The sequence below is a fragment of the Lipingzhangella halophila genome, assembly GCF_014203805.1.
Classification (GTDB): Bacteria; Actinomycetota; Actinomycetes; order Streptosporangiales; family Streptosporangiaceae; genus Lipingzhangella; species Lipingzhangella halophila.
In genome coordinates, this window is sequence record NZ_JACHJT010000002.1 from 21,201 (window position 1) to 44,623 (window position 23,423).

The window sequence follows — 23,423 nt, forward strand, 5'->3', positions numbered from 1 at the left end:
CCGAGGAACTGGCCCTAGTCAGTCTTGATGGTGGGCATCATGCCGGTGATCGCCTCGGCGTCCTGCGGGACGGGGTCGGGAAGCAGCGGCCGCACGCGGCGCTGGATCTCCCGGGTGACCTCTTCCTGGGACATCCGGGCGTCAACGATCAGGTACCGGCCGGGGTCGCGCTCGGCGAGATCGCGGAAGCCCTTGCGGACGCGCGTGTGGAACTCCTGGGGCTCCGACTCCATGCGGTCGGTGCTCCCGCCAACCCGCGCGAGCCCGTCCTCGACCGGTAGGTCCAGCAGCACGGTGAGGTGCGGGATCAGGTCCTCGGTAGCCCACGCGTTGATCATCTCCACCCCGGCGCTGTCGAGGTCCCGACCGGCGCCCTGGTAGGCGATGGTGGAGTCGACATAGCGGTCGCTGATGACGATGGCCCCGCGCCGCAGCGCCGGGAGGATGACCTCTTCGATGTGGTTCGCGCGGTCCGCGATGTACAGCAGCGCCTCGGTGCGCGCGGAGATGGTCATGTCGTCCTTGTCGAGCAGCAGCGCCCGCAACCGCATGCCCAGTTTCGTGGCGCCCGGCTCGCGCGTGGTGACGACCTCGAACCCCTCTTCGCGCAGCCACACCGTCAACTGCCCGACCTGTGTGGACTTCCCGGCGCCCTCGCCGCCTTCGAGGACGACGAAGGTCCCGGGCAGCTTCTCGGCCTCCTTGGCCGGTGTGGCCGGGACCCCGCGCAGCGCCGCGATCAGCTCGGTCCGGAACGAAACCTCGGCGCGCTCGCTCACCTGCCGGTAGGCGAGCACGGCCAGCACGACGCCCAGCAGGCCGGTGCCCATCAGCACCGCTCCCGAACCCAGGAAGTCGTAGGAGAGGTCGCGGACCGCGAGCGGGTAGTCGCCGATCACCCCGGCGAGCAGCGGCGCCAGCGCCGCGAACAGCAGCAGCAGCGTCCACGAGGCCGCGTGCAGGTAGACGAACGTGCGGTCCCGGACGTCCTCCTCGAGCTCCTGGCCGAGCAGGGAGAGGCCCACCGCCCACGCGATGCCCGCGCCCGTGCCGACGATCACCGCGAGAACGGCGGCCAGGACAAGGTTCGGGATGAGGCCGGCGAGGAACAGCGCGATACCGGACACCCCGAGGCACAGGCCGAAGAGGCGGCGGCGGCTGAGGCCGCGTAGTACGCGCGGTCCGAAGTAGACCCCCAGCGCCATTCCGATGGAGAACGCGGCGACCAGCACGCCGAATACGGCGTTGCCGGCGCCCAACCGGTCGGCGAACACCCGGCCGGTGCCCAGGAGCACGCCGGCGAGCGCGAACGAGCCGAGCATGCCCAGCACCAGTCCGCGCACCACCGGCGTGGTTCCGGCGAACCGCATCCCCTTCCAGAGGGTGCGCAGGACGAAGCTGTCGGGGGTGCTGGGGCTGGTCGGCCGCTGGACCGGCTGCGCGACGGGCACCTCGCGGGTCTGCGGCATCGGAGCGGTGAGCTCGTTGCTGTCCACCTCGCCGGCCGGCTGGGGCTCCGGGTGTGCCGGTTCTGGTGCGGCCGGCTTCACCGCCGGCAGCATCCAGGTGACCACGGCGGCAGCGAGGAACGCGGCGCCGTTGGCGTACAGCGCGATACCGGCCTGTGGCGCGCCCATCGCCGGGACCAGGGTGGCGAGCAGCGTGGTCAGAGCGGCCAGGACGGTGAAGACCACCGCCGCGACCGGGGCGGTCGCGAATCCGGTGAGCATGTTGACCTGGTGGGCCTGGTCCATCCGCTTCGTGGGGACCAGGTCCGGAACGCTGGCGTCCTTGGCGGCCTCTCGGAACGGGACAACGCACGCCACCAGGAAGGCGGCGATGAGCAGCCAGTCGATCCGGCTGACGATGGGGACCGAGATGTAGAGGAGGGCGCGCAGCACGTCGCCGATGGCCATCGTCAGGCGGTTGTCGACCCGGTTGGTCAGCGCGCCGGTGAACGGGCCGACGGCGAGCGGCGGCACGAGCCTGAGCGCGACGACACCGCTGATCACGGAGGCCTGGATGATCGCGCTGCTTTCCGCCGTCAGGACCGCGGCCAGGGAGATCAGCGCGAACAGCGCGAGCCAGTCACCGAGGCTGGAGAGCAACAGCGAGATCCACAGCCGTCGGAACGGTTTGATCGCAAGGACGTTGCGCGCCTCACCGGGCGCTCCTAGGGATGCAGATCTGCTCATAGCGATAAAGAGTATCGACGCTTCCGTCTCGAGGGGCACTGAATGCGATTCGACGACGCAGCGGACACATCAGCGCTCTCGTGCGTCACGGCCAGCCTAGTACGGACTGTGGCACCGGGCACGAGCTGCCGAATGCTCGTCGTCGACCTGCACAAATAGCACGAATGCCGCGAACGCGCTTTTTGGTGCGTTCGCGGCACTGTACTGCCCGCAGCGTGTCCGCGCTACCCCCGCTGCGCACGCACCAGGCGCCAGTGCGCGGCTCAGGCGCCCTCGGTGCCGCCGCTCTTCGAGCCCTTCTTGGCACCGCCGGACGTGCTGGCCCCGGACCCGCTCTTGGCGGTGCTTTTCGCGCCGTTCTTACTGGTCTTGGCGGTGCTCTTGGTCGAGGCGGCGCCACCGCTCCCGCTCTTGGCGGTGCTCTTCTTGGCCGCCGGCTTCTTCTCCGGTGCCTTCGCGCGGCGCTCCGCCAGCAACTCGGCCGCCCGCTCGTCGGTGATGGACTCGACATCGTCCCCCCGGCGCAGGGAGGCGTTGACGGAGCCGTCGGTGACGTACGGGCCGAACCTGCCGTCCTTGATCACCATCGGCTTCTCGCTGACGGGATCGGTACCGAGCTCACGCAGCGGCGCTGCGGCGGCACGGCGGCCGCGCTGCTTCGGCTTGGCGAAGATCTCCTTGGCCTCGTCAATCGTGACGCTGAAGATCTGCTCCTCACTCTCCAGCGAACGGCTGTCGGATCCCTTGCGCAGGTATGGGCCGAACCGGCCGTTCTGCGCCGTGACCTCCTCACCGTCGATCTCTCCCACCACGCGCGGCAGGGACAGCAGCCGCAGTGCGTCGTCGAGGGTGATCTCGTCGACCGACATCGACTTCAGCAGCGACGCCGTACGCGGCTTCGGCGCGGACTTGCTCTTGGCCTTCGACTTGGGCTTGGTGTTCGCATCAGCCGCGCCGTTCTCGGGCTCCTCCAGGACCTCGGTGACGTACGGGCCGAAGCGACCGACCTTGACGAGGACGGTGCGCCCGGTCTCGGGGTCGGCCCCCAGCTCCCGCTCACCGCTGGGCTGCGCGAAGATCTCCTCGGCCTTCTCCTTGGTGAGCTCGTCGGGGGCCAGGTCCTCGGGAATGTTCACCCGCTCGCCATCGCGCTCCATGTAGGGGCCGTAGCGGCCCACCCGCATGACGATGTCGGTACCGGGCAGCGGGAAGGAACTGACCTCCTTCGGGTCGATCTCGCCGAGGTTGTCGCCCACCAGGTCGCGCAGCCCGGTTTCGTCGTCGCCGCCGAAGTAGAACCGGCGCAGCCACGGCAGGCTCTCGTTCTCGCCGCGCGCGATGCCGTCGAGGACGTCCTCCATGCGGGCGGTGAAGTCGTAGTCGACCAGGTTCGAGAAGTGCCGCTCCAGGAGCTGCACCACCGCGAACGCCAGGAAGGACGGCACCAGCGCCGAGCCCTTCTTGAACACGTACCCGCGGTCCAGGATGGTCCCGATGATCGACGCGTAGGTCGACGGGCGGCCGATCTCGCGGTCCTCGAGCTCCTTGACCAGAGTCGCCTCGGTGTAGCGCGCGGGCGGACGGGTGGTGTGCCCCTCGGGATCGAGACTCTCGGCCTTGAGCGGGTCGTCCTCGGCGACCGGCGGCAGCCGGCGCTCGCGGTCGTCGAGCTCGGCCTCGGGGTCGTCGGCCCCCTCGACGTAGGCCTTGAGGAACCCGTGGAAGGTGATGACCTTCCCGGTGGCGGTGAACTCGGCCAGCTCACCCGCGCTGGACGTGCCGGCGACCTTTACCGTGACGGACTCGCCCACGGCGTCCTTCATCTGGGAGGCGACAGTGCGCTTCCAGATCAGCTCGTACAGTCGGAACTCCGGACCGGTCAGCCCGGTCTCGGCGGGTGTCCGGAACGAGTCGCCCGCCGGGCGGACGGCCTCGTGCGCCTCCTGGGCGTTCTTGACCTTGCTGGAGTAGACGCGCGGCTTCGACGGCAGGTAGTCGGCCCCGTAGAGCCGGGTGGCCTGGTCGCGGGCGGCCGCGATCGCGCTGTCCGACAGGGTGATGCTGTCGGTGCGCATGTAGGTGATGTAGCCGTTCTCGTAGAGCCGCTGGGCAACCTGCATCGTCTGCTTCGCGGAGAGCCCGAGCTTGCGCGAGGCCTCCTGCTGCAGCGTGGTGGTGCGGAACGGGGCGTAGGGAGAGCGCTTATAGGGCTTGCGCTCCACCGAGCGGACCGCGTAGTCGGCTCCGGCGAGGCGGCCGGCCAGGGCACGCGCGGTCTCCTCCTCCAGATGCAGCACTCCAGAGCTGGAGCGGAGCACACCGTCGGAGGTGAAGTCGCGGCCCACCGCCACCCGGTCGCCGTCGAGGGCGACCAGGTTGGCGACGAAGGTCGCGGGGTCCTCGGCCGTGCCGTGGCCGGAAGCGTCGAAGACGGCCTTGAGCCCCCAGTACTCGGCCGAGGTGAACGCGATCCGCTCGCGCTCGCGCTCCACCACCAGGCGCGTGGCAACGGACTGCACACGACCCGCCGACAGCTTCGGCATGACCTTCTTCCACAGCACCGGGGAGACCTCGTAGCCGTAGAGGCGGTCGAGGATCCGGCGGGTCTCCTGCGCGCTGACCAGGCGCAGGTTAAGGTCGCGGGTATTCTGGGCGGCGTGCTCGATCGCCTCGCGGGTGATCTCGTTGAAGACCATGCGCCGCACCGGGATCTTGGGCTTCAGCTCCTCGCGCAGATGCCAGGCGATCGCCTCACCTTCACGGTCCTCGTCCATGGCCAGGATGAGCTCGTCGGCCTCGGCCATAAGCTCTTTGAGCTTCTTGACGTGCTGCTTCTTGTCGGTGTTGACGACATAGAGCGGCTCGAAATCCCGCTCGACGTTCACTCCCAGCCGCGCCCACGGCTCGCCTTTGTAGCGCGCCGGGATCTCGGCGGCCTTGGTCGGCAGGTCGCGGATATGGCCAATGCTGGACTCCACGATGTACCCGCGGCCGAGGTAGCCAGCGATCGTCTTGACCTTGGCGGGCGACTCGACGATGACAAGCCGGTTGCCTCCGCCGGAACCTCCAGACCCGGTACCGGTGTCCTTCGAGCCGTTCTTGCCGGCGTTGCCCTTCGTGGGTGGCACGCTCTTCTTCCCCTAGGTCTAGCCTTGTGCTGTCTGTGCGATCCGGTCGGCCGGACCGCGAGCCATCGGATCCCCCAGCAACTGACGGTAACCGAACCCCGCGAGGTCCGCTTCCCAAGCCCGGGCGACCGCGTCGTTCAGCGGTCTCGCGGCAATGCCCTGGGTGCGCAGCAACGCGAATCCACTGACCAGTGTGCACGCACGCTATGGCGCGAACCCGGCCAGCAGACGCAGAATAAGCGCAATGCTTGAGTACGAGTACCGGGAACTCCGCTTCGCGCGCGGTACCTCACGAAGTGCCGCGCGCCAGGCCCTGGCCGAGCATGCTGAGTACGGGAGATGGGAACTCGCGCGAGTCCGCCTCTACCCCAACGGAAGTCGACGCATAACGCTCCGGCGAAAAATCATCCGGCAGACGCGCACAATGTGAGTTACGTCACTCCGTCGGCGTTCGCCGCGGATTCCGTGCGCCGCGGCGCTCCGGTTCCTGTCCGGATACGGCCACGATTGACACACCTGGCGACCAGGTACCGCTTTCCCTCACAATAAGCGGCGAGTCCCCCCGGACCTATTCCGAGAGAACTCGCCAGTCGGCGTGACGGTCGCGGTGCCCACCGTCCCACGCCAGTCCACCGCATCCCTTTCAGGGCGGGAGATGGCGGCACCGGACCGCACGCCGGTCGCGCGCCGCGCGCCGGTCGGCGCGCGGCGATCGCTCCTACTGGTCGACGCTGAGCCCGCCGGGCTCGGCGACCCGCCTCACCGGGTCGCGGTCGGCGTCCTCCGCCGGCAGGCCGGACAGCTTCTCCTGGACCTCCCCGGCACGCGCGATCAACCTAGGCATGTGCGTCCTTTGCGACTGAGTATGCGGACAGGATGAGTACGTGCGAGGGCTACGGACGCGCCCGCCCCTGGCTGGGGCGGCGGCATCCGCGGCCGGCGATCACCCGCCGGCGCATCTGGCGGATACGTCCCGGCGGGAACGAGGGCGCGCAACGGCCACGCCCGGATGCGGGCGTGGCCCACGCCCGCTCAGCCCCGCTCTGGATGAGCGGGGGCTGACGTGAGTCCCGCGGCCTGGCCACACCGCGGGACTCACGTCAGCCCCCGGTCCGCGAGGGACCGGGCGGCCGAAGGAGTGCTAGCCGCCGGCCGACAGGCGAGGGCCGACCGGAAGAGTGCCCCTGCCCGCGGCGGTCACGGGAACCGGGTTTCCGGCGTGCGCCGCCAAGCCGGCGCCGGTGGTGGCCGTGGTGGGCCGCCGACCAGCGTCGTTCAACGTCACGCGCGCTGTCCTGCATTTCCGTGCCATGGGCATGTCCTGGGTCTGGGGTACTGGGTGGTCTGCGCGCAGGCGCGGCGGGCGGGATCCCCGCTCGCGGTGGCGCTCGCACGCGATTCCGGCTGCTGTCCGGGTACCCGGACATCTGAGGCCACCGGGCGCGCATGCCGGAACATGAACGGACTAGTCAGGCGAGAACGAAGGATCGTCAGTCGTGTCGCGCACGGCCACGTAGGGATCATCCGGCAGCGCCACCCGGTGGGCGGCCGCCTGCACGGTGTCGCCGCGGGACATCAGGTATCCCGCGGCCGCCGCCGGACCCGGCAGCGAGGAGGACGACGAGGTGGTCGCGGGCGGGTCGGACCCTCCGGCCCCCTGATCGTGCACCTGCGGAGCGGACCTGGTCGTAGCGCCGGGCCCGGCCTCGCCGCGCCCACCGGAGTCGCGGGCCGCTGCCAGCACGGCGGTGCTGCGCGCGAGCTCCGCGTCCTCCGTTCCGTGCCGGGAGCCCGCCTCCTGGGAACGGTCGCCGGCCCCTTCGGGACCGCCGCCCTCCGCCGCACCAGTGCCGCCTTCGGTGCGGCTCCCGGCCTCGGTGCGCCCGCCCTCGAAAACGTGCGGTCCGGGCAGCGGACCGGCGCTTTCCCCACTATCCCCGCCGGCCTGCTCCTGCCCGCGGAGCGTTCCGACCAGTTCGCGCGGAGCGTCGGTGACGGGTTCGACGAGTCCAGTGCCGCGCTGCGCCGCATCGTCCCGCTGCCGGGTAGGGCGGCCGGGTTCCGCCGTCTCGGCGCCGGTCGTGGAAACAGTCTCGCCCGCGCCGTGCGCCACGTCATTGAGGGCGCGTTGGGTGCCCGTGCCGGTCTGCTGGATCGTCTCGCTGACCGGTGCGGCGGTGCGTTCGTCTCGGCTATCGGGGCCGGGAGTGCCAACGGCATCCCGGCCGATGTCCGCGACCGGCTCCGCGGCGCCCTCCTCGGCGGCCGCGCCCGGATCCGCCGCTTCCGTCGTCTCCGCAGCGCCGCCAGCGCTCTCGCCGTGGTCGGCGGCGCCGACCACCTCCGAGACACCGGAGATCGCGGGAAGGACACCCGGGGTGTCCTCCTCCGCCGCCGCCCCGGCGGCGCTCCCGAGCAGCCAACTACCCGCCATCAGCCCTGCCAGGACCAAGAGCCGACGCGGTGCCGGCCCCGTGGGAAGCCGAACCGCCCGAGCAGGCAGAGCCCGCCAGTGCCGGTTCCTGAGCACCACAGATCCCCTTCGGCTTGATGCGTGGGTGGCAGCGGCACCGCGGCCGCTCAATCAGAACGGAGAACCCCCGTAAACTGACAGTTATATTATCATCACCCTAAGCAACATAGGGGGTGCGGCGAAACTCTGCCGGAGCGGATTTTCCGGAGCGCGCTCAGGCCATGTCGAGGAACCGGTCCAGCACCCGCACGCCGAAACGCAGCCCATCGACCGGGACGCGCTCGTCGACACCGTGGAACATGCCGGCGAAGTTGAGATCCGGCGGCAGCTTGAGAGGGGCGAAGCCGAAGTTGCGGATCCCCAACTGCTGGAAGCTCTTCGCGTCGGTGCCGCCCGAGAGGCAATACGGCACCGCGTGCGCCCCCGGGTCCTCGGCGCGCAGCGAATCCGCCATGGCACCGACGATCCCGCCCGAGAAATCCGTCTCGACCGCGGGAAGGTGGCGGATGAACTCCCGGCTGACCTTGGGGCCGAGGAGGCGGTCGACCTCGGCGAAGAACTCGTCCTCCATGCCGGGCAGGAACCGGCCGTCGACCTGGGCCTCGGCGGCGCCGGGGATCACGTTGGCTTTGTAGCCGCCGCTCAGGGCGGTCGGGTTGACCGTGTTGTAGAGAGTGGCACCGATCATGCTGGCGATGGGGGCGAGCCGGGCGACGGTCGACTCGGCATCGTTCTCGTCGAACTCCACGCCGAACGCCTCGCAGACCTCCTCCAGGAACGTCCGGACCGTCTTCGTCAGCTGCACGGGGAACTCGTGCCGACCGAGGCGCGCGACCGCGTCGGCGAGCTCGGTCACAGCGTTGTCATCGTTGAGCATCGACCCGTGCCCCGCGGTTCCGCGTGCCCGCAGCCGCATCCACGCGATGCCCTTTTCCGCGGTCTCGATGAGGTAGAGGCGCCGGTTGTCGTTGACGGTGAAGCTGAACCCGCCCACCTCGCTGATCGCTTCGGTGCAGTCCGCGAACAGGTCGGGATGGTTGGACACCAGCCACTGCGCGCCCCAGGCGCCCCCCGCCTCCTCGTCGGCGACGAACGCGAGGACGATGTCCCGCGGCGGGATGCGCCCTTCGCGCAGGCGTTGCCGGAGCACCGCGAGCGTCATGGCGTCCATGTCCTTCATGTCGATGGCCCCGCGCCCCCACACGCATCCGTCGGCGACCTCCCCGGAGAAGGGGTGGCGCGTCCAGTCGGCGGCGTCGGCCGGAACGACGTCCAGGTGCCCATGGATCAACAAGGGCGGCCGGCCCGGGTCCGCGCCAGCGATCCGGGAGACGACACTGCTCCGCCCCGGATGCGACTCGTAGATCGTGGCCTCCACCCCGACCTCATCGAGCTTGCCCGCCACATACTCCGCGGCCACCCGCTCCCCCGGCCCGGAGTGGTCCCCGTAGTTGGAGGTGTCCATGGCGATGAGGTCCTGGCACAACCCCACAACCTCAGTCTCGGCCTGACTCAGCGACCCACTCACGTCCGCCATGCCTACGCCAACTCCTCTCGGGGGTAGCCGTGTCTCCCATCGACGATCCCACGGACGAGACCACCAGATAAATGATGCACGAGGCACCGCCGACCTTTGCTATTGTTAACCCTGTCCGGCGCAACAGCGCCCGACGCCCAGGTCCGGGTGGCGGAATAGGTAGACGCGCTAGCTTGAGGTGCTAGTGCCCGTTAAGGGCATGGGGGTTCAAGTCCCCCCTCGGACACGTAACTATGCATGAATCTGCATAGAAATACAGGATATCTCGACCCCAGGGCCTGGCGCCCTGGGATTTTTCATGTGTTGCCGCGAGCAGTGCGCGTTCAGTACTCAGGTGTGCTGCATAACCCTCCGTGGAGGTTCGGCTCGGTGGGTCGCATATGGGGCTGCCGGGTAGCGGGGGTCACAGCCGGAGCACGATCTGGTCCTCCTCCGTGCCTGTGCTCAGTGAGCGGCGGACCGGGTCGTAGTCGAGTCGCAGTCCGGCCGCACGGCAGGCGGCGACCTGCGCGGGCGCGTCGCGGGGATGTCGGCCTGGTCGAAGGGGACGCCCGGCGGTGCCGTAGCGCGAATCAGCAGCGCGCCGAGGTGGGTGGTGACGGCGTCCTCACGCACGTAGACGTTGCGCGTCGTCCCCTCGACCAGGTGCTCTGGGGCACGTCGGGCGGTGCAGCGGTAGTTGGCCCGTCCGTTGTTCCAGGCCCCTTCCATCGCGCGCCCGCACAGCCCGCAGCGCAGCAGCCCTCGTAGCAGGTAGGTGCGCGGCCGTCCACGGACGGCGGGTGTGGTCTGCGCGGCGCGGAACTCGGCCCTGCTCCCGATCGCCGGATGGGCCTTTCGCTCGGAGTAGACCCACTTCTCGCTCGGATTCCAGCGCAGCACGGTGCGCGTGCCCAACCCCACGTTGTGCACATCGAGCAGCCGCTCGGCCTTGGACTGCCTGTTCCAGACCTGGTGGCCGGTGTAGCGCGGGTTGGACAGCAGCGCCAGCACCGTCCCCGGCTCCCAGCCCTGACCGGTGCGGTGCCAGTTGCGCGCCGGATCCTGCGCCGCCGGGCAGGGCACGCCCTCGGCGTTCAACACGGTAGCGATCCGCTTGGCTCCATCACCGGCCAGCCGCAACTCGAAGATGCGCCGCACCACCGGAGCGGTAACCGGATCCAGCTCAAGGCGGTGAGTTCTCGCTCCCAGTGCGGCCATATCCGGGCGCGGATGCGGACCGGCGTCGACCAACCGGTAGCCGTACGGCGGACGCCCGCCAAGAAACCGCCCTTCCAGCTCGGCCTGGGCCGCCATGGCCGCATGCACTCGGATCTGAATACGCCGACGCTCGGCCTTGGACATCGCCGCATACGCCGCCATGATCAACATGTGGGCCTCGGAGTCCGGATCGATCGCCCCACCCACCTCCGGCACCCACAGCGGCACGCCGAAGTGCACGAACAGTGGAAACGTCAGCCCATACTGGTTGTCGTAGAACACCCGCTGGGGCTCGCCGACCACCACCACCTCGAACCCCCGGCCCGGATCCTCAAGCGCAGCCAGCAACCGCGCCGACTCCGGACCCCGCGGCCAGGCCACCGCCCGCGACTGGCCCACATCAAAGAACTCAGCAACGATGCTGCCGTGTCCCGCGACCAGATGCTCAGCGCGACGCCGCTGCCACTGCCGCGAAGAGGCCGGATCCTGCAGATCCTCCGTCGACACCCGCCCCACAAACGCAAACCGAATCATGACTCCCCTTTGACCTGCCCGAACGCCCTTCCCTTTCAGCGTCTTTCCACCGCCTACTTCCAGAGAGAAGCGACAGCGCGAGGATGCTGCGCCCACGAGATGCTCAGTAAGCAGCGGCTCTGGGGCACAGCGATCAGAGGAACGACCTGGCTTCCGCTGCGATAGCACGCTTCCACGCTGCGACACTGCACTGTATAGCGTTTATGGACACTTCGCAGTAGGACTGCTGAAGCAGTGCTGCGTTCTATTGCTTAAACGCTATAAAATGCAGCCATGTCCCGTTCGACGACTATGGCCACTCTCGCCGATCTCGCCGAGGAACAGTGGGGGCTGTTCACCCGACGCCAGGCCGAGGCCACCGGGCTGGCCTGGAGCACCCTGGCCCGCCTCGCCAGTGACGGGGCCACCGTTGAACGCATCGCCCACGGCGTCTACCGGCTACGCGGCGCACCTCCCGTCGACCACCTCGACCTACGCGCTGCCTGGCTCCAGCTCGCCCCCGACACCCCGGCGTGGGAACGCACACCCGACACCGGTGTCGTCTCCCATCGTTCAGCCGCCGCCCTCTACGGGCTGGGGCACCTGCCCGCCGATGTCCACGAGTTCATCCTGCCCACGCGCCGTCAGTCCCGCCGCCCCGATCTTCGCCTGCACCGCAGCCGACTGACCGAGGCAGAGTGGACCACTCTGCACGGCCTGCCGGTCACCCGCCCCGCCCGCATCGCCGCCGACCTGCTCACCGACCGCGAGGACCCCGGCGCCGCCGGGCACGTCATCGCTGATGCCCTCAGGGAGGGCTACGACTATCCGGTCACCGTCGTCCACGCTCTGACCCTCCACGCCGCGCGCTTCGGGCTGCGCCGCGGCGACGGCCCTGCCCTACTGCGCTGGCTCCTCGACCTCACCGGCACCCCCGAACGCCACCAGTGGCTTGACGAAGCAATCGACCAGGAAAGCAGCACATCGTCGCCGTGACCCTCCCCTACACCACCCCACCGGCGTTTCGCCGCGCCCTCACCGACCGCCTGCGCGCAGTCGCCCACCCCCGCGGCCCCTGGCCCCTGGCCGAACTGCAACGCCAGTTTGCCTATGACCGCCTGCTCGCCCGGCTGTATCAGCACGACTCCGAGTGGATCGTCAAAGGCGCAACCGCACTTCTCGCCCGCGAACTCGCGGTCCGGCGCACCGTCGACATCGACCTCTACCGCGCCACAACCGCCAGCCAGGCCGAGCAGGCCCTGCGTGAGGCCGCCGCGCTGGACCTCGGCGACTGGTTCGGCTTCGAGACCGGCCGCGCCACCCCCGTCGCCGACGGCACCACCGGCCTGCGCATCTCGGTCACCGCTCGACTCGGCACCACCACCTGGAGCAGCTTCCACGTCGACCTCGTCGCCGAGAACATCCGCATGACCGGAACTCCCGATGCGGTCCCCGCCCTGCTCCCCCTCGACCTCCCCGGCCTGGACCGACCCGGCTACCAGGCCTACCCCCTCGTCGACCACCTCGCCGACAAGACCTGCGCCATCCTCGAACCCCACGGCCCCCAGCGCCGCCCCTCCACCCGTTTCAAGGACCTGGTCGACCTCGTCGCCGTCATCACCCAGACCCCCATCCCCGCCCACCCCCAGACCACGGCCCTACACTCCGAGGCCCGGCGCCGAGGACTCAGCCTTCCCGCCCGGTTCGCCGTCCCCGACAGGGAACTCTGGGAACGCGGCTACCCCGCCGAAGCCCGCCGCGCCCACGCCATCCCGGCCACCACGCTCGACGAAGCACTCGCCCTCGCGAAACCCTTCCTTGACCCGCTGCTGAACCGGACCGCTGCTGGGACCTGGAATGCGCACACGGCCTCGTGGGAACCTTCAGCTTAGGAAGCCCCGGGGATCCGACGGAGTCGATGTGTCGCGCTACAGCCCTCTCAACGAAAAGCAGCTCGAGGTTCTCCGCTGGATCGCGCAGGGCTACCCACAGCGGGACTGGCCGGATCACACCCACAAGTCCTCCGCCTTGGCGCTACAGGGACGGGGACTGGTCAAGGTTTCCAAGAAGGGCGGCACCTGGTCGGCCGCGATCACCGACGACGGGCGCTACTACCTCGACCACGGTCGATACTCCGACCACATCGAACGACGATCCCGGAAGGCCGCGACTTCGGCATCCACCACAGCCGACTCGCCCACCGCATTACCCCGAGCGAAAGTCGAGATCAACGATCTCATCGAGCGAGTTCAGATCACTGGTGGCGCCCTGCGGGTTGAGGACCCCAGCATCGAGCTTCGGGCCGCCTATCGGCGCGCCATCAATCACGCCATCGCCACCGGTGAAGTCCCGCAGGGGTACCTGCTGCAGTACACCGGCCGCGACCGCGGAGATCTGACCATTCGCCTCGTCGCGTCCAAGGACCGTCCTCAGCGACGCGAGCGGTCGGCCACAGTGCCGATTCCCGATGCCGTAGACGGCAACAACGACGCGGCCGCCCGGCTGGAGCAGGAGTCGCGGCTCGACGTGTCGGCTTCCGCGCGGACTCGCGCACTGCGGATCGTGCAAGGGATCGCCGAAGAAGCCGGTCGACGCGGACATGGGTTCGGTCTGCGCCCCGACTCCCACCCCGGCTTTCGCATCAGCATCGGCGAGGATCACTACGACTTCACCGTCTACGAGGAATACGACCATGTCGAGCACTACCCCGATGAGGAAGTAGGGACGAAGAAGTACCCGTGGCAGCGGGTCAGCCCTCGGACTACCGCGCTTCCCTCTGGCCGCCTCGCGATCCAGCTCCAACGCGGAACCGTGCGCGGCGCCTCACGATGGGCCGATCGCACGCGATGGACGTTGATCGACAAGCTGCCCGAGGTCTTCCGAAGAATCGAGGACGCCGCCCACACGGCACGGGAAGAACGGCACCGGCGCCAAGAAGAGGAACGCCGACTCCACGATCAGTGGAAGTCAGCCGTTGCCGATGCCCGAGGCCGCTACCTGACCGAGCTCAACCGCAACCGGGTGCGCGACCAGGCGGAAGCCTGGCGGCGCGCCCACGACCTGCGCAGCTACGCTGCCGGACTCCGCAATCACGCCGACGAGGAAACCGACGCGACCACCCGCCGACGCATCGGCGATTGGGCAGACTGGGCCCAGCACGAGGCGGAGGAAATCGATCCTCTCAAAGAACTCGACGAGCTTGGGTTCCTCACTCCTGACACCATCGCCGCCGAGGACCTCGACCCGTTCATGCCGCGTGGCCTGACAGCACGTCACCCGCCTCGGGCGAATCGCTTAATCTGGTGATGTTGCCTCGCCGTAGCCAACTGTTCAACGGGCACACCCAGATCGCGCTCAATCCGACCCGCCTCAGGGGCGCCGATCCGATGCAGCACGCGGACGGCTTCTTCGATCAGCCCTCCCAGTCTGCGCACCTCTGCCCGCAATTCCTTCACCTCCTCCATGCGATCCGCAGCCTCGGCTCCACACCAATGACGTAGCAACTCCCGGCGTGGTCTGCCGATTTCGTCATCGACTTCGGCGCGAATCTCCGGCGGTATATACGAGCCTTCGCTCCTTCCTCGCCCTGGATACCAGCGCCCATGAATGCGCTCCTGCCGCTGCTGCTCCTCCTCTTCATCGACCATGCGCAGGATGCGGTCGGCGTACTGTTGAGCAGCCTGTTTGGAGATAACCTCGGTGACCGACCACGGAACGATGAGCGCACCGTTCTCCTCGAAGGACAGCGGGTCGGCACGCAACTCTTCAACACCGAGGCCCAGGAAACGCGCCAGACCTTCGGGATCACGGATCGTGGTCACACCCGCCGTGCTGTTGAAACCGAATGACGCCAGGTCGTCATCGATCAGCTCTTCGAACAGGGAGACGGAAGCGCCTTCCGCCGCCGTGTCCCGGACAGGAGAAGCCGAACAAACTGCGTCCCAGCGCTCCTCCCGGGCGGTGAATTCGTCAACTGATGCCCACGGTGTCTTCAGCCGCGCCGGCGGGACCCACTCCTCGCGCCCTTCGAACTCCTCGCCGAGGAAGCGGACCAAGACCCGCGCCGGCTTCTTGGTGCCAACCTTCAGCACCCGGACCTCAACAAGCGGATCCGCTCTGCGAGCCCGGTAGGCCCACGACTCGCCAATATCCATACTTAGTCCCAAGTAGACACGTAGCCGGCCAATCACTTGTTGCCAAGTCTCCCATTCAGGAGAAGTCCCCCTTTCTCTATGGCAGTGTGCTGCTATTGCAGGGGGAGTTCGCCTTGTCCTGAGCCGCGCGGAGGTTTTCGACAGCCCGGGTCTGGGGGGAGGACGCCGTGTTCTTCCAAGTCGGCTACGGTGATCTGCGGTCCTGCGCACACGTCCTGGAGTAGTCGGGCCTGGCTTGGCTCGTGGTCGATCAGCCGGGTGAGCACGGTGAGCAGCTCGATCAGCTCGTCGGTGAATTGGGGTGTCCAGCGGTCGTGTCGGATGTCGTCTAGTGGGGAGCTGCGGCGTTTGTGTCGTGGGGTGGCCTGGCGTGCGGTGAACCATTTGCGGACCACCCGCATGCCGCCGATGTCGTAGGCCCACACCTGGGGAGACACCGGGTCTATGATGCCGTGGCCGACGTAGAGGCGCTGGCCGGCGTTGCCGTGGTCGATGTCGTGGGTGATGTGGTCCGGTAGTCGGGTGGGGGAATCGGGGATCTCGACGTGGACCTGGGGTCTGCGGGCGGGGGGCAGCCGGGGCGGGCCTGGTGGGCGCCCGGCGGCCGGGTCGCTGAAACGCTCGCCGAAGGTGTGCAGCCAGACGATTTCGCGGCCGAGTTCGGCCGCTGAGCGCCATAGGTTGGCGTCGCTGGTGAGCGGGACGCGGACTCCGGGGACCCGGAGTTGTTCGCTGAACTTCCGCGTGTAGCCGGGGTGGGCGACCAGGGCTGCGATGTAGGCGAGGAGGTCGCCGGCGGTCACCGGCGCGCCTATCCGGTCACGCAACGTGGCGAGCAGGCCGGGGGCGAGGTTCGGGGCCAAATGGTCGGGATCCCTGTACAGCGGAAGAACCCGTCCCCCACGTCCTTTGAAGCAATCTACGTCCGGGACGAGAGCGCTGAAGTGCAGAGCCGGGCCTGAGGAGATCGCGTTAGCGTGCTGCTCTACGACGAAGACCTGACGTTCGCCCCGCACGTCCCAGAGAGCAGGGCGTGGACGGTCCACGAAGCGCGGGTCGTGTATGAGCTGCTGTCTGTCGAAGCTGCGGAACAAGACGGAAACGCTGTCAGGAGCCTGCCTTTCGCGGTGAATCGGCGCAAGGCCGGAGAGCTGTGTTGAGGTGTCTCGGTCCGTGGTGGCTTTGAATAGGTGGTCTTTGGAAGCGGGGTCGGCGCTGGAGAGCCGGTTCCAGCGGGCCATCAGTGTCTCGTGTGTGGGCGCATATACCCAAGTCCGGTTGGGTGCGACGCCGGATTGCCGCCAGGGCAGCAGGTCACCGAGAGCGGGGTGCGCCAGCCAGTTGGTTTCCTGCGGCCTAAAAGGGCTGGTCCATCCGGTGGCGCATGCCCGCCACCGCTCACCGGACAATCGGAGCCCGGGATCGGTGGTGAGGTCGGCGAGTTTCGCGGCGCGGCTTCCGGTGAGCTGGGCATGGTGGATACGCGCGGGGGTCTCGGGGTTCGGGGGGCCGTAACGGGCGAAGATCCCGATGCAGATCGGTTGCTGCACCCCGGGAAACAGCCGCGTGGCTACACCCGGCTGGTGACCCTCGGGGGTGAGGTCGATGATCCATCCTTCATCGGCGGTCGCGCGCAGGTAGCGGCGCATCCCGGCGAACGCGGCCTGGGTCAGATAAGAGGAGGTGCTGACGAACGCGACGATGCCGACCGGCTGCTGCGGGTGGGCGTCGAACACCTTCCAGGTGGCCCAGCGCCAGAAGTAGGTGCTGACACCGGCCAGTTTGTAGTCGAGTCGCCCTTGCCCGGCCTCGCGGAACTCATCCATCGAGGGCCGCAGGCATAACGGGTCGGCCTCCACTGTGTTGCGGCGCTTTTCGATCCATGGGGCGGCGTCGCGTTGCTTGGCGCGGTCGATGTAGGGCGGGTTGCCCAGGACCACCATCACCGGTTCGCTGCTTTTCACCGCGTTGGCGTGGTTGCGCGATTCGGCGATCTCGGAGTAGGCAGCGCCCAGGCGGGCGTGCTGGTAGTAGGGGTCGTCCAGGGTGTTGATCAGAAACCGTCGATGCTCCTCAGGAACCTCGGCCCCATAGGTTTCCTTGAGCTGCTGGTGCAGGCGCAGTTCGGCGACGGCGAACGGGGCGGCGCTGCGCTCGAACCCCACCAGCCGCTGCCGGTACAGCTCTTTGAGGTGGGTGAGGGCGTGCACCTCGCCGTGCTCGTGTGTGAGGGTCTGTGCCGCCGTTCTCGTCACCGAAGCCAGGAAGGTTCCGGTGCCCATCGCAGGATCCAACGTGGTTACGGAGTCATCCGCAAGGCCGGTCCTCTTGTTCAGGCGGGTCTTCAGCACCTCATCGACGAACTCGGCGATGAAGCGCGCGGCGGGTTCGGGGGTGTAGTAGGCACCGCTCTGCTTTCTCAGCTCCGGGTCGTAGCGCTCCAGGAACGTCTCGTAGAGGTCGATGTGGGCGTGACGGTGGCCGGCCATCAAGTGCTGCCAGTCGATGGGGGTGAGCACCTGGATGATGGTCGGCAGAACGGTCAGGTTCTTGATGGTGCCCGGATGGGTCAGCGCGTCGAGGGCCTGGCCGAGCAGCGGGTGGTGCTTGCTGAGCAGTTCCGCGATCTGGCGCGGGGTACGTCCGCTGAACTCCACACCCGCTTCGCGGGCCAAAAGCAACGCAAAAGTGACCGTTTGGGCATAGGCATCAGCGAACCTGGGGCCGGGATCGAGAGTAGGGAAAAGGAGCTCGCGCCAGTCCTCGGCGAGCCGGGTGAACGGGCGGGACGGATCGAGTTGCGACTCCATCTCGATGATCTCGGCGACCTCCGCGCGCAACGAGCGGCACAGACCGGCCAGGACACCGATGAGCTGGTCCAAAGTGTAGAAGGGGTCGGGCTCCCAGAGCAGAAACTCGGTGACCAACCGCTCGAAGGCGTCACCGGCCGCGCGCAGGCGCTGGCGCCTACCGAATCCCCCGCTGAATTCGACCGTTTCCCCGGCCTGTTTCCCAAAGTGGAAAAGCGCCCATTGCAGGCCATTGCAGTAGAGCACATTGGGCAGCCGCTGGAACTTCTGCCACTGTTCCTTGTCATGCTCGGCGAGGAACGGGCTGGGGGGAATCGGCTTCGATGGCGCTTTCAGCTCCACATAGCCCACCCTGGCCCCCTCGCCCGGGGAGGCTTGGCCTACGTCGATCCCGTAGTCGGGCCGCGCCCGCAGCCCTTTCAGTCGCACCTCACCATGGCAGGTAATACTCAGGCCAACCCGTTCGGCCATCGCTTCGAGTAATTTCTCGAAGGGGGCCCGCAGCTGGTCCTCATCCTGACCATCCGCCCCCAGTTTCGCAGAAACCTCTCGCCCGAATCGCTCAACAACCGTCGCTACCGCATCAGGAGCTCTACTCCGAGACGTGCGAGGAAGGCCGATAGGATCTTCCGAATCCGAGAAAGCAACCACAGCACCGACTCCCCAAAATGTATGCAGACATACACTTCAAGGAGAAATCGATGAGCACCACACGTCAACGGGCACACCGGTTAGACATACCTCCTTAAGCGCGATCCACGTTCATGAAGATAAAACTGCGAGTTCTGTTAACCACTGCGAGTTACACCCCCTGCGCCGTTTGACGAGGTAGGTGAGTCGCTGGGCTGATGGGAAACGAGATACCCAAGTGTCCTGGTAATCCTCGAGATGCTTTTTCGCCGGCTTCGCGCTTGTGAAGGACGGGCATCGTGCAGACATTTTGGTCCCTTCGCAAGGGACCACGGAGCTTGGCATGCTCGGAGTTGATCTGCTTCTTCCACCCCGGCCTGCTTCGATCCTTGAACACAGCGACGAGGCCATGGCCCGCACCCGCGTGGCTCTTGTGTCCGCGCGCCCCGACCTCGCGTCTTCGAATCGAAGGTCGATATACAGATCCGACCGGTGAGGCGCATGGGACCGGGTTCCAGAGGGGTCAATGGCTTGCGGTCAGCCTCTGGAGCAGAGTGACATGGTCCATGCCGGCTTCCGCCAAGAGGCGCTGAACGGACTCCGGGGGCACCCGGCCGAGACGAACGCTGTCGACCATACCGATCTGGGTGATGCCTTCGCCGGTGGCGAGGCGCGACTCGGGGTGGCCGACGCAGGGAGTTTGTAGAGGCGCCAGGTGTTACCGGGGACGTGTGCCAGGAGGAGGTCGGGTCGGCCACCGCGACGTTGGCGGCCAGCAGCAGGACGGTGGCGGTGGTGAGCCAGCGCGACCACACCGGACTGGACATCGGTACTCGCATTCCCTCGCAGGTCGTCAGCCACGCGGGAGCCCGGCGCCGGTGAGCACTACCCCCGACGCAGGAATCGGCCGATCGTGGAGACGGTCCCGGCGCGCCGGCGACGTGGAGACGAAATGGAGACAGGAAGATGTCTCAAGAGGGCTCAACGGCGTCGAACGGCTCCCAACGAGAGTCTCTGACCTGCGGCTACGCGAATTCGCCCAGGTCGGCTGAAGCGCCGAACTACCTTGACACGGTAGAAGTCACCACCAGACCTCCGTCGGGCTCCCCCGCCATCGCATCGGTGGTTGTCAGGAGCCCCTGTTCGCCCCTCTGTTTGACAAGTCGGCCCCACCTGGGTTTACGGCCGAACTGAGCTGCCAACTCCTCACCTGTGGGAAGAGACCCGTCCTCGCGGCGGTGGGCCAGCGCCCATGCCCAGGCATCGCACTGAACCTTGGGCAGTGCAACCTCCGTGGCGACGGGCTCAACGATCTCTGCCATCGAGGAGGCCCCCTGCGCCGGAACCACTCGCAGTGCGGGCCACTCCTCTGCACCGGTAGCGTCCTCGGGCTCCGGGGTCGAGTTCGCGAGGTGGTCCTCCTCGGCCTGGTCATCCTCGGTCTGCGTACGCACTGCGTGTGCGTTGCGTACGCAAGTGGAGCTCGCCCGGAACTGGCACATCAAGAGTTCGTAGCTCCCGATCAGCGCGAACGATGGCCAGGCGTGGATGATGCGCGACCACGCGGTCGGCTCGGCCACGGCGATGTTGGCCGCGAGGGATGCGAGACTGCCCAGGATCAGCAGGCTCCACGGCAGGAACCCTCCCCGGCGTCCTTGCCGGGCGTCGGACAATAACGTCATCGACGCCGCGACCACCGTCCCGTCCACAGACAGTGGAAACAATGCAGCCCGGCATTCGGGTTCGCCGTGGCGCAGCGCCAGGTCGTACATGTGGGAGTAGGAGACGACGGCCGCGATCGTGGCCAGAAGAAGCACCGCGGCGATAGTTGTCCAGCGGGACCAGCGGGAAGTATCCATGCCAGGTCACCGCCCGTCCAGCGCGATGGACGTGGACAGGGTCAGCCCGCCCGGGCCCTGTGGGGGGATGGTTCGAGTCCCCCCTCGGACACTTTCGAATTTCCTATGAGCTGTGGGCTGAGGGCCACTTCGGCCTCCACTTCCTGCTCATCGGGTTCGTAGGTGAGCTTCAGGCCGAGCTGTTGGTACAGCTCGGCTTTGTCATTGGGGTCGGCTTCGTTGAGGACCCGGACGATGTCGCCGAGCTCGTGCACCATCCGGGCGATGGTGGCCTCGTCCAGGCGGTCGCTGGGGGTTTGGAGCCGGCTGAGTCGGGTTTGGGCGGCTTGGCGCTGGTTCTCCGCCTCGGTGATCCACTCGGTGACGGCCGAGGCCGCAGTGCCCCCGTCCAGCGCCTCGCGGTACTGGCGTAGCTTGCGTTCGCACTCCTTGATCTCGGCGCGGATCCGCTGCTCCTCCGCTGCGTGCTGGTCGCCGCCCTGGTTGGCCGCCATCGCGGCGATCGTCGCGTTGAGCCGGGCCGGGGCGAACTCGCGCGCCAGCCAGGGGTCCAGCTCGGGCACCAGTAGGTCTTCGCGCAGGTAGACGTTGCGCGGGTGCTCGATCTTGTTCGCCAGGGCGTACTCCCGGGGAAGCGCAAAGGGACTGTGGCCTGTGGTTTCCCCTGGGCGGGGGCCATTTCATCGTGTCCTGTGGCACTGGAGGCGTGGGGGCGAGACGGTCGGAACACCGGAAGCACGCGGTTGGCGCCTATGATCGTGGTTTCGCCCCAAGACCGGCGGTCATGTCCGGTCACGGTGGCGTTGTGGACTGATCCCGCGGGCTCGTTTGAAAGCGGCGCTGAGCGCGAACGCGCTGCCATAACCGACCTGACGGGCTACGGTGTCAATCGTGGCGTCCGACTCCACGAGGAGCTCGGCGGCCAGGTCGATTCGCCACCCGGTGAGGTATGCCATTGGTGGCATGCCGACGAGGTCGGTGAAGCGGCGGGCCAACGTCGCTCGGGACACCCCGGTCCGCCGGGCGAGCGCGGCCACCGTCCAGGGATGGGCCGGGTCGCTGTGGATGAGTCGTAGGACGGGCCCGACGACGGGATCCCCGTTGGCTCGGTACCAGGCCGGTGCGTCGGTATCGGGCCTGGTGAACCATTCGCGGAGGATGGCGACCAGCAGGAGATCCAGAAGCCGTTCGAGCACGAGATCTTGGCCCGGCTCGTTTCGCACGGTCTCCTCGGCGAGTAGCGACACCAGCGCGGATTCGACGTGGACGGTACCGGGGATGACCAGAAGCGGCGGCAACGCGCTGAGCAGGCGCGTGGCGATCTCGCCCAGTCCCCGGTACTTGCCGATCTGCAGCACCGAGGAGTCGTCCGCGCCGTCGTCGCAGGTTCGCGTGCCGTTGACCCAGGTGCGCACACCCATGTCCGCGACCTCGCGCAGCTCCGCGCCCGCTGCGGTCGTCCGTCGGGGGCCGGGCTGCACGACCACCTGGGTCGGCGTGCGGGGATTATCGGCAAAGGTGAACGTGTCCGGGCCACGCATCACCGCGATGTCACCTGCGTCCACTCGCACCGCATCGCCAGTGCTGGGGACGACCCAGGGCGTCCCTCGCAGGATGGCCACTACGTTGAGCGGCGCCCTGTCCCGTACCTGCACCGACCACGGTGGGTTCAGGATGGACCGCAGCACGAACGCATCCCTGCCCCTGGCTCGGTCGAGCAGGATCGACAAGGGGTCCATCAGCGCAGTATAAGACGCACCATTATGGGCCTGCGAGCCTCGACTATGGCCCGTAGCCCGGCATTCCGGTTGACTGTGGATCATGACAGCGACTGGACCGAAAACGTTAGTCCTCGCGGGGACAGGCAAAACCGGACGCCGGGTCGTGTCCGGGCTCGTAGCGCGTGACGTGCCGGTACGGGTTGGCTCACGGCGTGCTGAGCCGCCTTTCGACTGGCAGGACGACACCACATGGGAACCCGCGCTGCGAGGCATGGACGCAGCTTATGTGGCCTTCTATCCCGATGCGGCGTTCCCCGGTGCAGCTAGGGCCATGGGGTCCTTCGCGGACCTCGCGGCAGCCTGCGGCGTCCGGCACCTCGTCCTGCTGGCTGACCGCGGTTCTGCCGAGGCCGAGCGGTGCGAACAGGCGGTGCGGGACTCGGGTGCGGAGTGGACCATCGTGCGGGCAGGGTTCATCACGCAGAACTTCAGCGAGGCGTTCCTCGTAGAGCTGGTCCGGGCCGGTGTGGTCGCGCTTCCGGCCGGCGACGTCGCCGAGCCGTTCACCGACGCAGAGGACATCGCGGATGTCGCCGTCGCGGCGCTGACCGAGAGCGGCCATGCCGGCCGGATCCACGAAGTAACCGGACCACGACTGCTCACCTTCGCCGATGCCGTCGGCGAGATAGCGAGGGTGACCCGCAGGGAGGTTCGTTATCTGCCGGTCACGTCCGAGCAGTTCGTCTTGTCGCTGACCGGACGAGGTGTGCCGGCCGAGTACGCGACGCAACTGGCCGGCCTCATGGTCGAGGTCTTCGACGGCCGCAGGGCCCACGTGACCGACACCGTCGAGCGCGTTCTCGGCCGCCCACCCCGCGACTTCACGGAGTATGCCCGTGAAACCGCTACTACCGGAGTCTGGGATGCCCAGGCTGAGTCCTCTCGTGGAGCCTGACGTGCTCGGGAAGTCGGAGCACAGCTCGCCAGGCCCGACATGACCACCGGCGGTCACGGTCCTCATCGCCTGGGTCAGGTGTTCGTCATGTGGCTGTCGATCCACCCCGCCCTGACCCTCGCGTTGTGGCTCTTCGAACACTTCGGCTTGTCGCAGCTCGCCCTGCCGATACGCACGCTCATCCTGGTCGCCTTCGGCGAGCCCGCGCGGGACGACGCGGGATCCGCCGCCTGAGCGCCGGGCCGGCA

Annotated in this window: 18 protein-coding genes and 1 tRNA gene; 8 read left to right on the forward strand and 11 right to left on the reverse strand. The window is 67.9% G+C overall.

Annotated elements, in window-relative coordinates; all coding sequences use genetic code 11:
* Window positions 1-14: 14 nt before the first annotated feature.
* On the reverse strand, window positions 15-2,195 hold the full coding sequence (tmk, locus tag F4561_RS27125) for a dTMP kinase (protein ID WP_184584304.1): 2,181 nt from the start codon (window positions 2,193-2,195) through the stop codon (window positions 15-17).
* A gap of 263 nt (window positions 2,196-2,458) precedes the next feature.
* Window positions 2,459-5,323 carry a type I DNA topoisomerase gene (topA, locus tag F4561_RS27130; protein ID WP_184584306.1) on the reverse strand — a complete coding sequence of 955 codons (2,865 nt, stop codon included), beginning with the start codon at window positions 5,321-5,323 and terminating at the stop codon, window positions 2,459-2,461.
* Between the two features lie 244 nt (window positions 5,324-5,567).
* Between topA and F4561_RS32130 the strand changes: the two genes are divergently transcribed.
* Window positions 5,568-5,753, forward strand: coding sequence for a DUF5703 family protein (locus F4561_RS32130; protein WP_221446343.1), 186 nt, complete (start codon window positions 5,568-5,570; stop codon window positions 5,751-5,753).
* A 288-nt stretch (window positions 5,754-6,041) separates the two neighbouring features.
* Here F4561_RS32130 and F4561_RS33465 read toward each other — a convergent pair whose 3' ends face one another.
* The 3 genes from F4561_RS33465 to F4561_RS27140 form a co-directional block, all read right to left on the reverse strand.
* A complete protein-coding gene (locus F4561_RS33465; RefSeq protein WP_281384305.1) occupies window positions 6,042-6,167 on the reverse strand; it encodes a hypothetical protein in 126 nt (41 codons plus the stop codon).
* Window positions 6,168-6,788: 621 nt separating this feature from the next.
* Window positions 6,789-7,757 (reverse strand): hypothetical protein, encoded by a 969-nt coding sequence (locus F4561_RS27135; protein WP_184584308.1) that lies wholly within the window; start codon window positions 7,755-7,757, stop codon window positions 6,789-6,791.
* A gap of 253 nt (window positions 7,758-8,010) precedes the next feature.
* The gene (locus F4561_RS27140) at window positions 8,011-9,333 is read right to left on the reverse strand and encodes a M20/M25/M40 family metallo-hydrolase (RefSeq protein WP_184584310.1); all 1,323 of its coding nucleotides are present in this window, start codon (window positions 9,331-9,333) and stop codon (window positions 8,011-8,013) included.
* Window positions 9,334-9,474: 141 nt separating this feature from the next.
* Between F4561_RS27140 and F4561_RS27145 the strand changes: the two genes are divergently transcribed.
* Window positions 9,475-9,559 (forward strand) — tRNA-Leu (locus F4561_RS27145).
* Window positions 9,560-9,777: 218 nt separating this feature from the next.
* Here F4561_RS27145 and F4561_RS27150 read toward each other — a convergent pair.
* Window positions 9,778-11,067, reverse strand: a complete 1,290-nt coding sequence (locus tag F4561_RS27150) for a recombinase family protein (RefSeq protein ID WP_184584311.1) — start codon at window positions 11,065-11,067, stop codon at window positions 9,778-9,780.
* Window positions 11,068-11,340: 273 nt separating this feature from the next.
* On the opposite strand from F4561_RS27150, the gene F4561_RS27155 reads away from it, so the two are divergent.
* From F4561_RS27155 to F4561_RS27165, 3 genes are read left to right on the forward strand one after another with little or no spacing between them, the layout of a single operon-like run.
* A complete protein-coding gene (locus tag F4561_RS27155; RefSeq protein ID WP_184584313.1) occupies window positions 11,341-12,042 on the forward strand; it encodes a type IV toxin-antitoxin system AbiEi family antitoxin domain-containing protein in 702 nt (233 codons plus the stop codon).
* Window positions 12,039-12,938 (forward strand): nucleotidyl transferase AbiEii/AbiGii toxin family protein, encoded by a 900-nt coding sequence (locus F4561_RS27160; protein ID WP_184584315.1) that lies wholly within the window; start codon window positions 12,039-12,041, stop codon window positions 12,936-12,938. The genes F4561_RS27155 and F4561_RS27160 overlap by 4 nt, the downstream gene beginning before the upstream one ends.
* Before the next feature lie 28 nt (window positions 12,939-12,966).
* Window positions 12,967-14,352 (forward strand): hypothetical protein, encoded by a 1,386-nt coding sequence (locus F4561_RS27165; protein ID WP_184584317.1) that lies wholly within the window; start codon window positions 12,967-12,969, stop codon window positions 14,350-14,352.
* Here the strand turns inward: F4561_RS27165 and F4561_RS27170 are convergent.
* Both F4561_RS27170 and F4561_RS27175 read right to left on the reverse strand, forming a co-directional pair.
* Window positions 14,319-15,200: a hypothetical protein gene (locus F4561_RS27170; RefSeq protein ID WP_184584318.1), complete on the reverse strand. Its 882-nt coding sequence runs from the start codon at window positions 15,198-15,200 to the stop codon at window positions 14,319-14,321. The two genes, F4561_RS27165 and F4561_RS27170, sit on opposite strands and share 34 nt — an antisense overlap.
* Before the next feature lie 92 nt (window positions 15,201-15,292).
* The gene (locus tag F4561_RS27175; protein WP_184584320.1) at window positions 15,293-18,481 is read right to left on the reverse strand and encodes a type ISP restriction/modification enzyme; all 3,189 of its coding nucleotides are present in this window, start codon (window positions 18,479-18,481) and stop codon (window positions 15,293-15,295) included.
* An 888-nt stretch (window positions 18,482-19,369) separates the two neighbouring features.
* Here F4561_RS27175 and F4561_RS27180 point away from each other — a divergent pair.
* Window positions 19,370-19,522 carry a hypothetical protein gene (locus F4561_RS27180; protein ID WP_184584322.1) on the forward strand — a complete coding sequence of 51 codons (153 nt, stop codon included), beginning with the start codon at window positions 19,370-19,372 and terminating at the stop codon, window positions 19,520-19,522.
* Between the two features lie 179 nt (window positions 19,523-19,701).
* Here F4561_RS27180 and F4561_RS27185 read toward each other — a convergent pair whose 3' ends face one another.
* From F4561_RS27185 to F4561_RS27195, 3 genes are all read right to left on the reverse strand, one after another.
* Window positions 19,702-20,499 (reverse strand): DUF2637 domain-containing protein, encoded by a 798-nt coding sequence (locus F4561_RS27185; RefSeq protein ID WP_184584324.1) that lies wholly within the window; start codon window positions 20,497-20,499, stop codon window positions 19,702-19,704.
* Window positions 20,500-20,540: 41 nt separating this feature from the next.
* Complete coding sequence (locus F4561_RS27190; protein ID WP_184584326.1) at window positions 20,541-21,062, reverse strand: hypothetical protein; 522 nt, start codon at window positions 21,060-21,062, stop codon at window positions 20,541-20,543.
* A gap of 219 nt (window positions 21,063-21,281) precedes the next feature.
* Entirely contained in the window at window positions 21,282-22,238 is a 957-nt protein-coding gene (locus F4561_RS27195) for an AraC family transcriptional regulator (RefSeq protein ID WP_184584329.1), read from the reverse strand.
* A gap of 82 nt (window positions 22,239-22,320) precedes the next feature.
* Between F4561_RS27195 and F4561_RS27200 the strand changes: the two genes are divergently transcribed.
* Both F4561_RS27200 and F4561_RS27205 read left to right on the forward strand, forming a co-directional pair.
* Window positions 22,321-23,175, forward strand: a complete 855-nt coding sequence (locus F4561_RS27200) for an NAD(P)H-binding protein (protein WP_184584331.1) — start codon at window positions 22,321-22,323, stop codon at window positions 23,173-23,175.
* A gap of 87 nt (window positions 23,176-23,262) precedes the next feature.
* Window positions 23,263-23,409, forward strand: coding sequence for a hypothetical protein (locus tag F4561_RS27205; protein WP_221446344.1), 147 nt, complete (start codon window positions 23,263-23,265; stop codon window positions 23,407-23,409).
* Window positions 23,410-23,423: the final 14 nt, after the last annotated feature.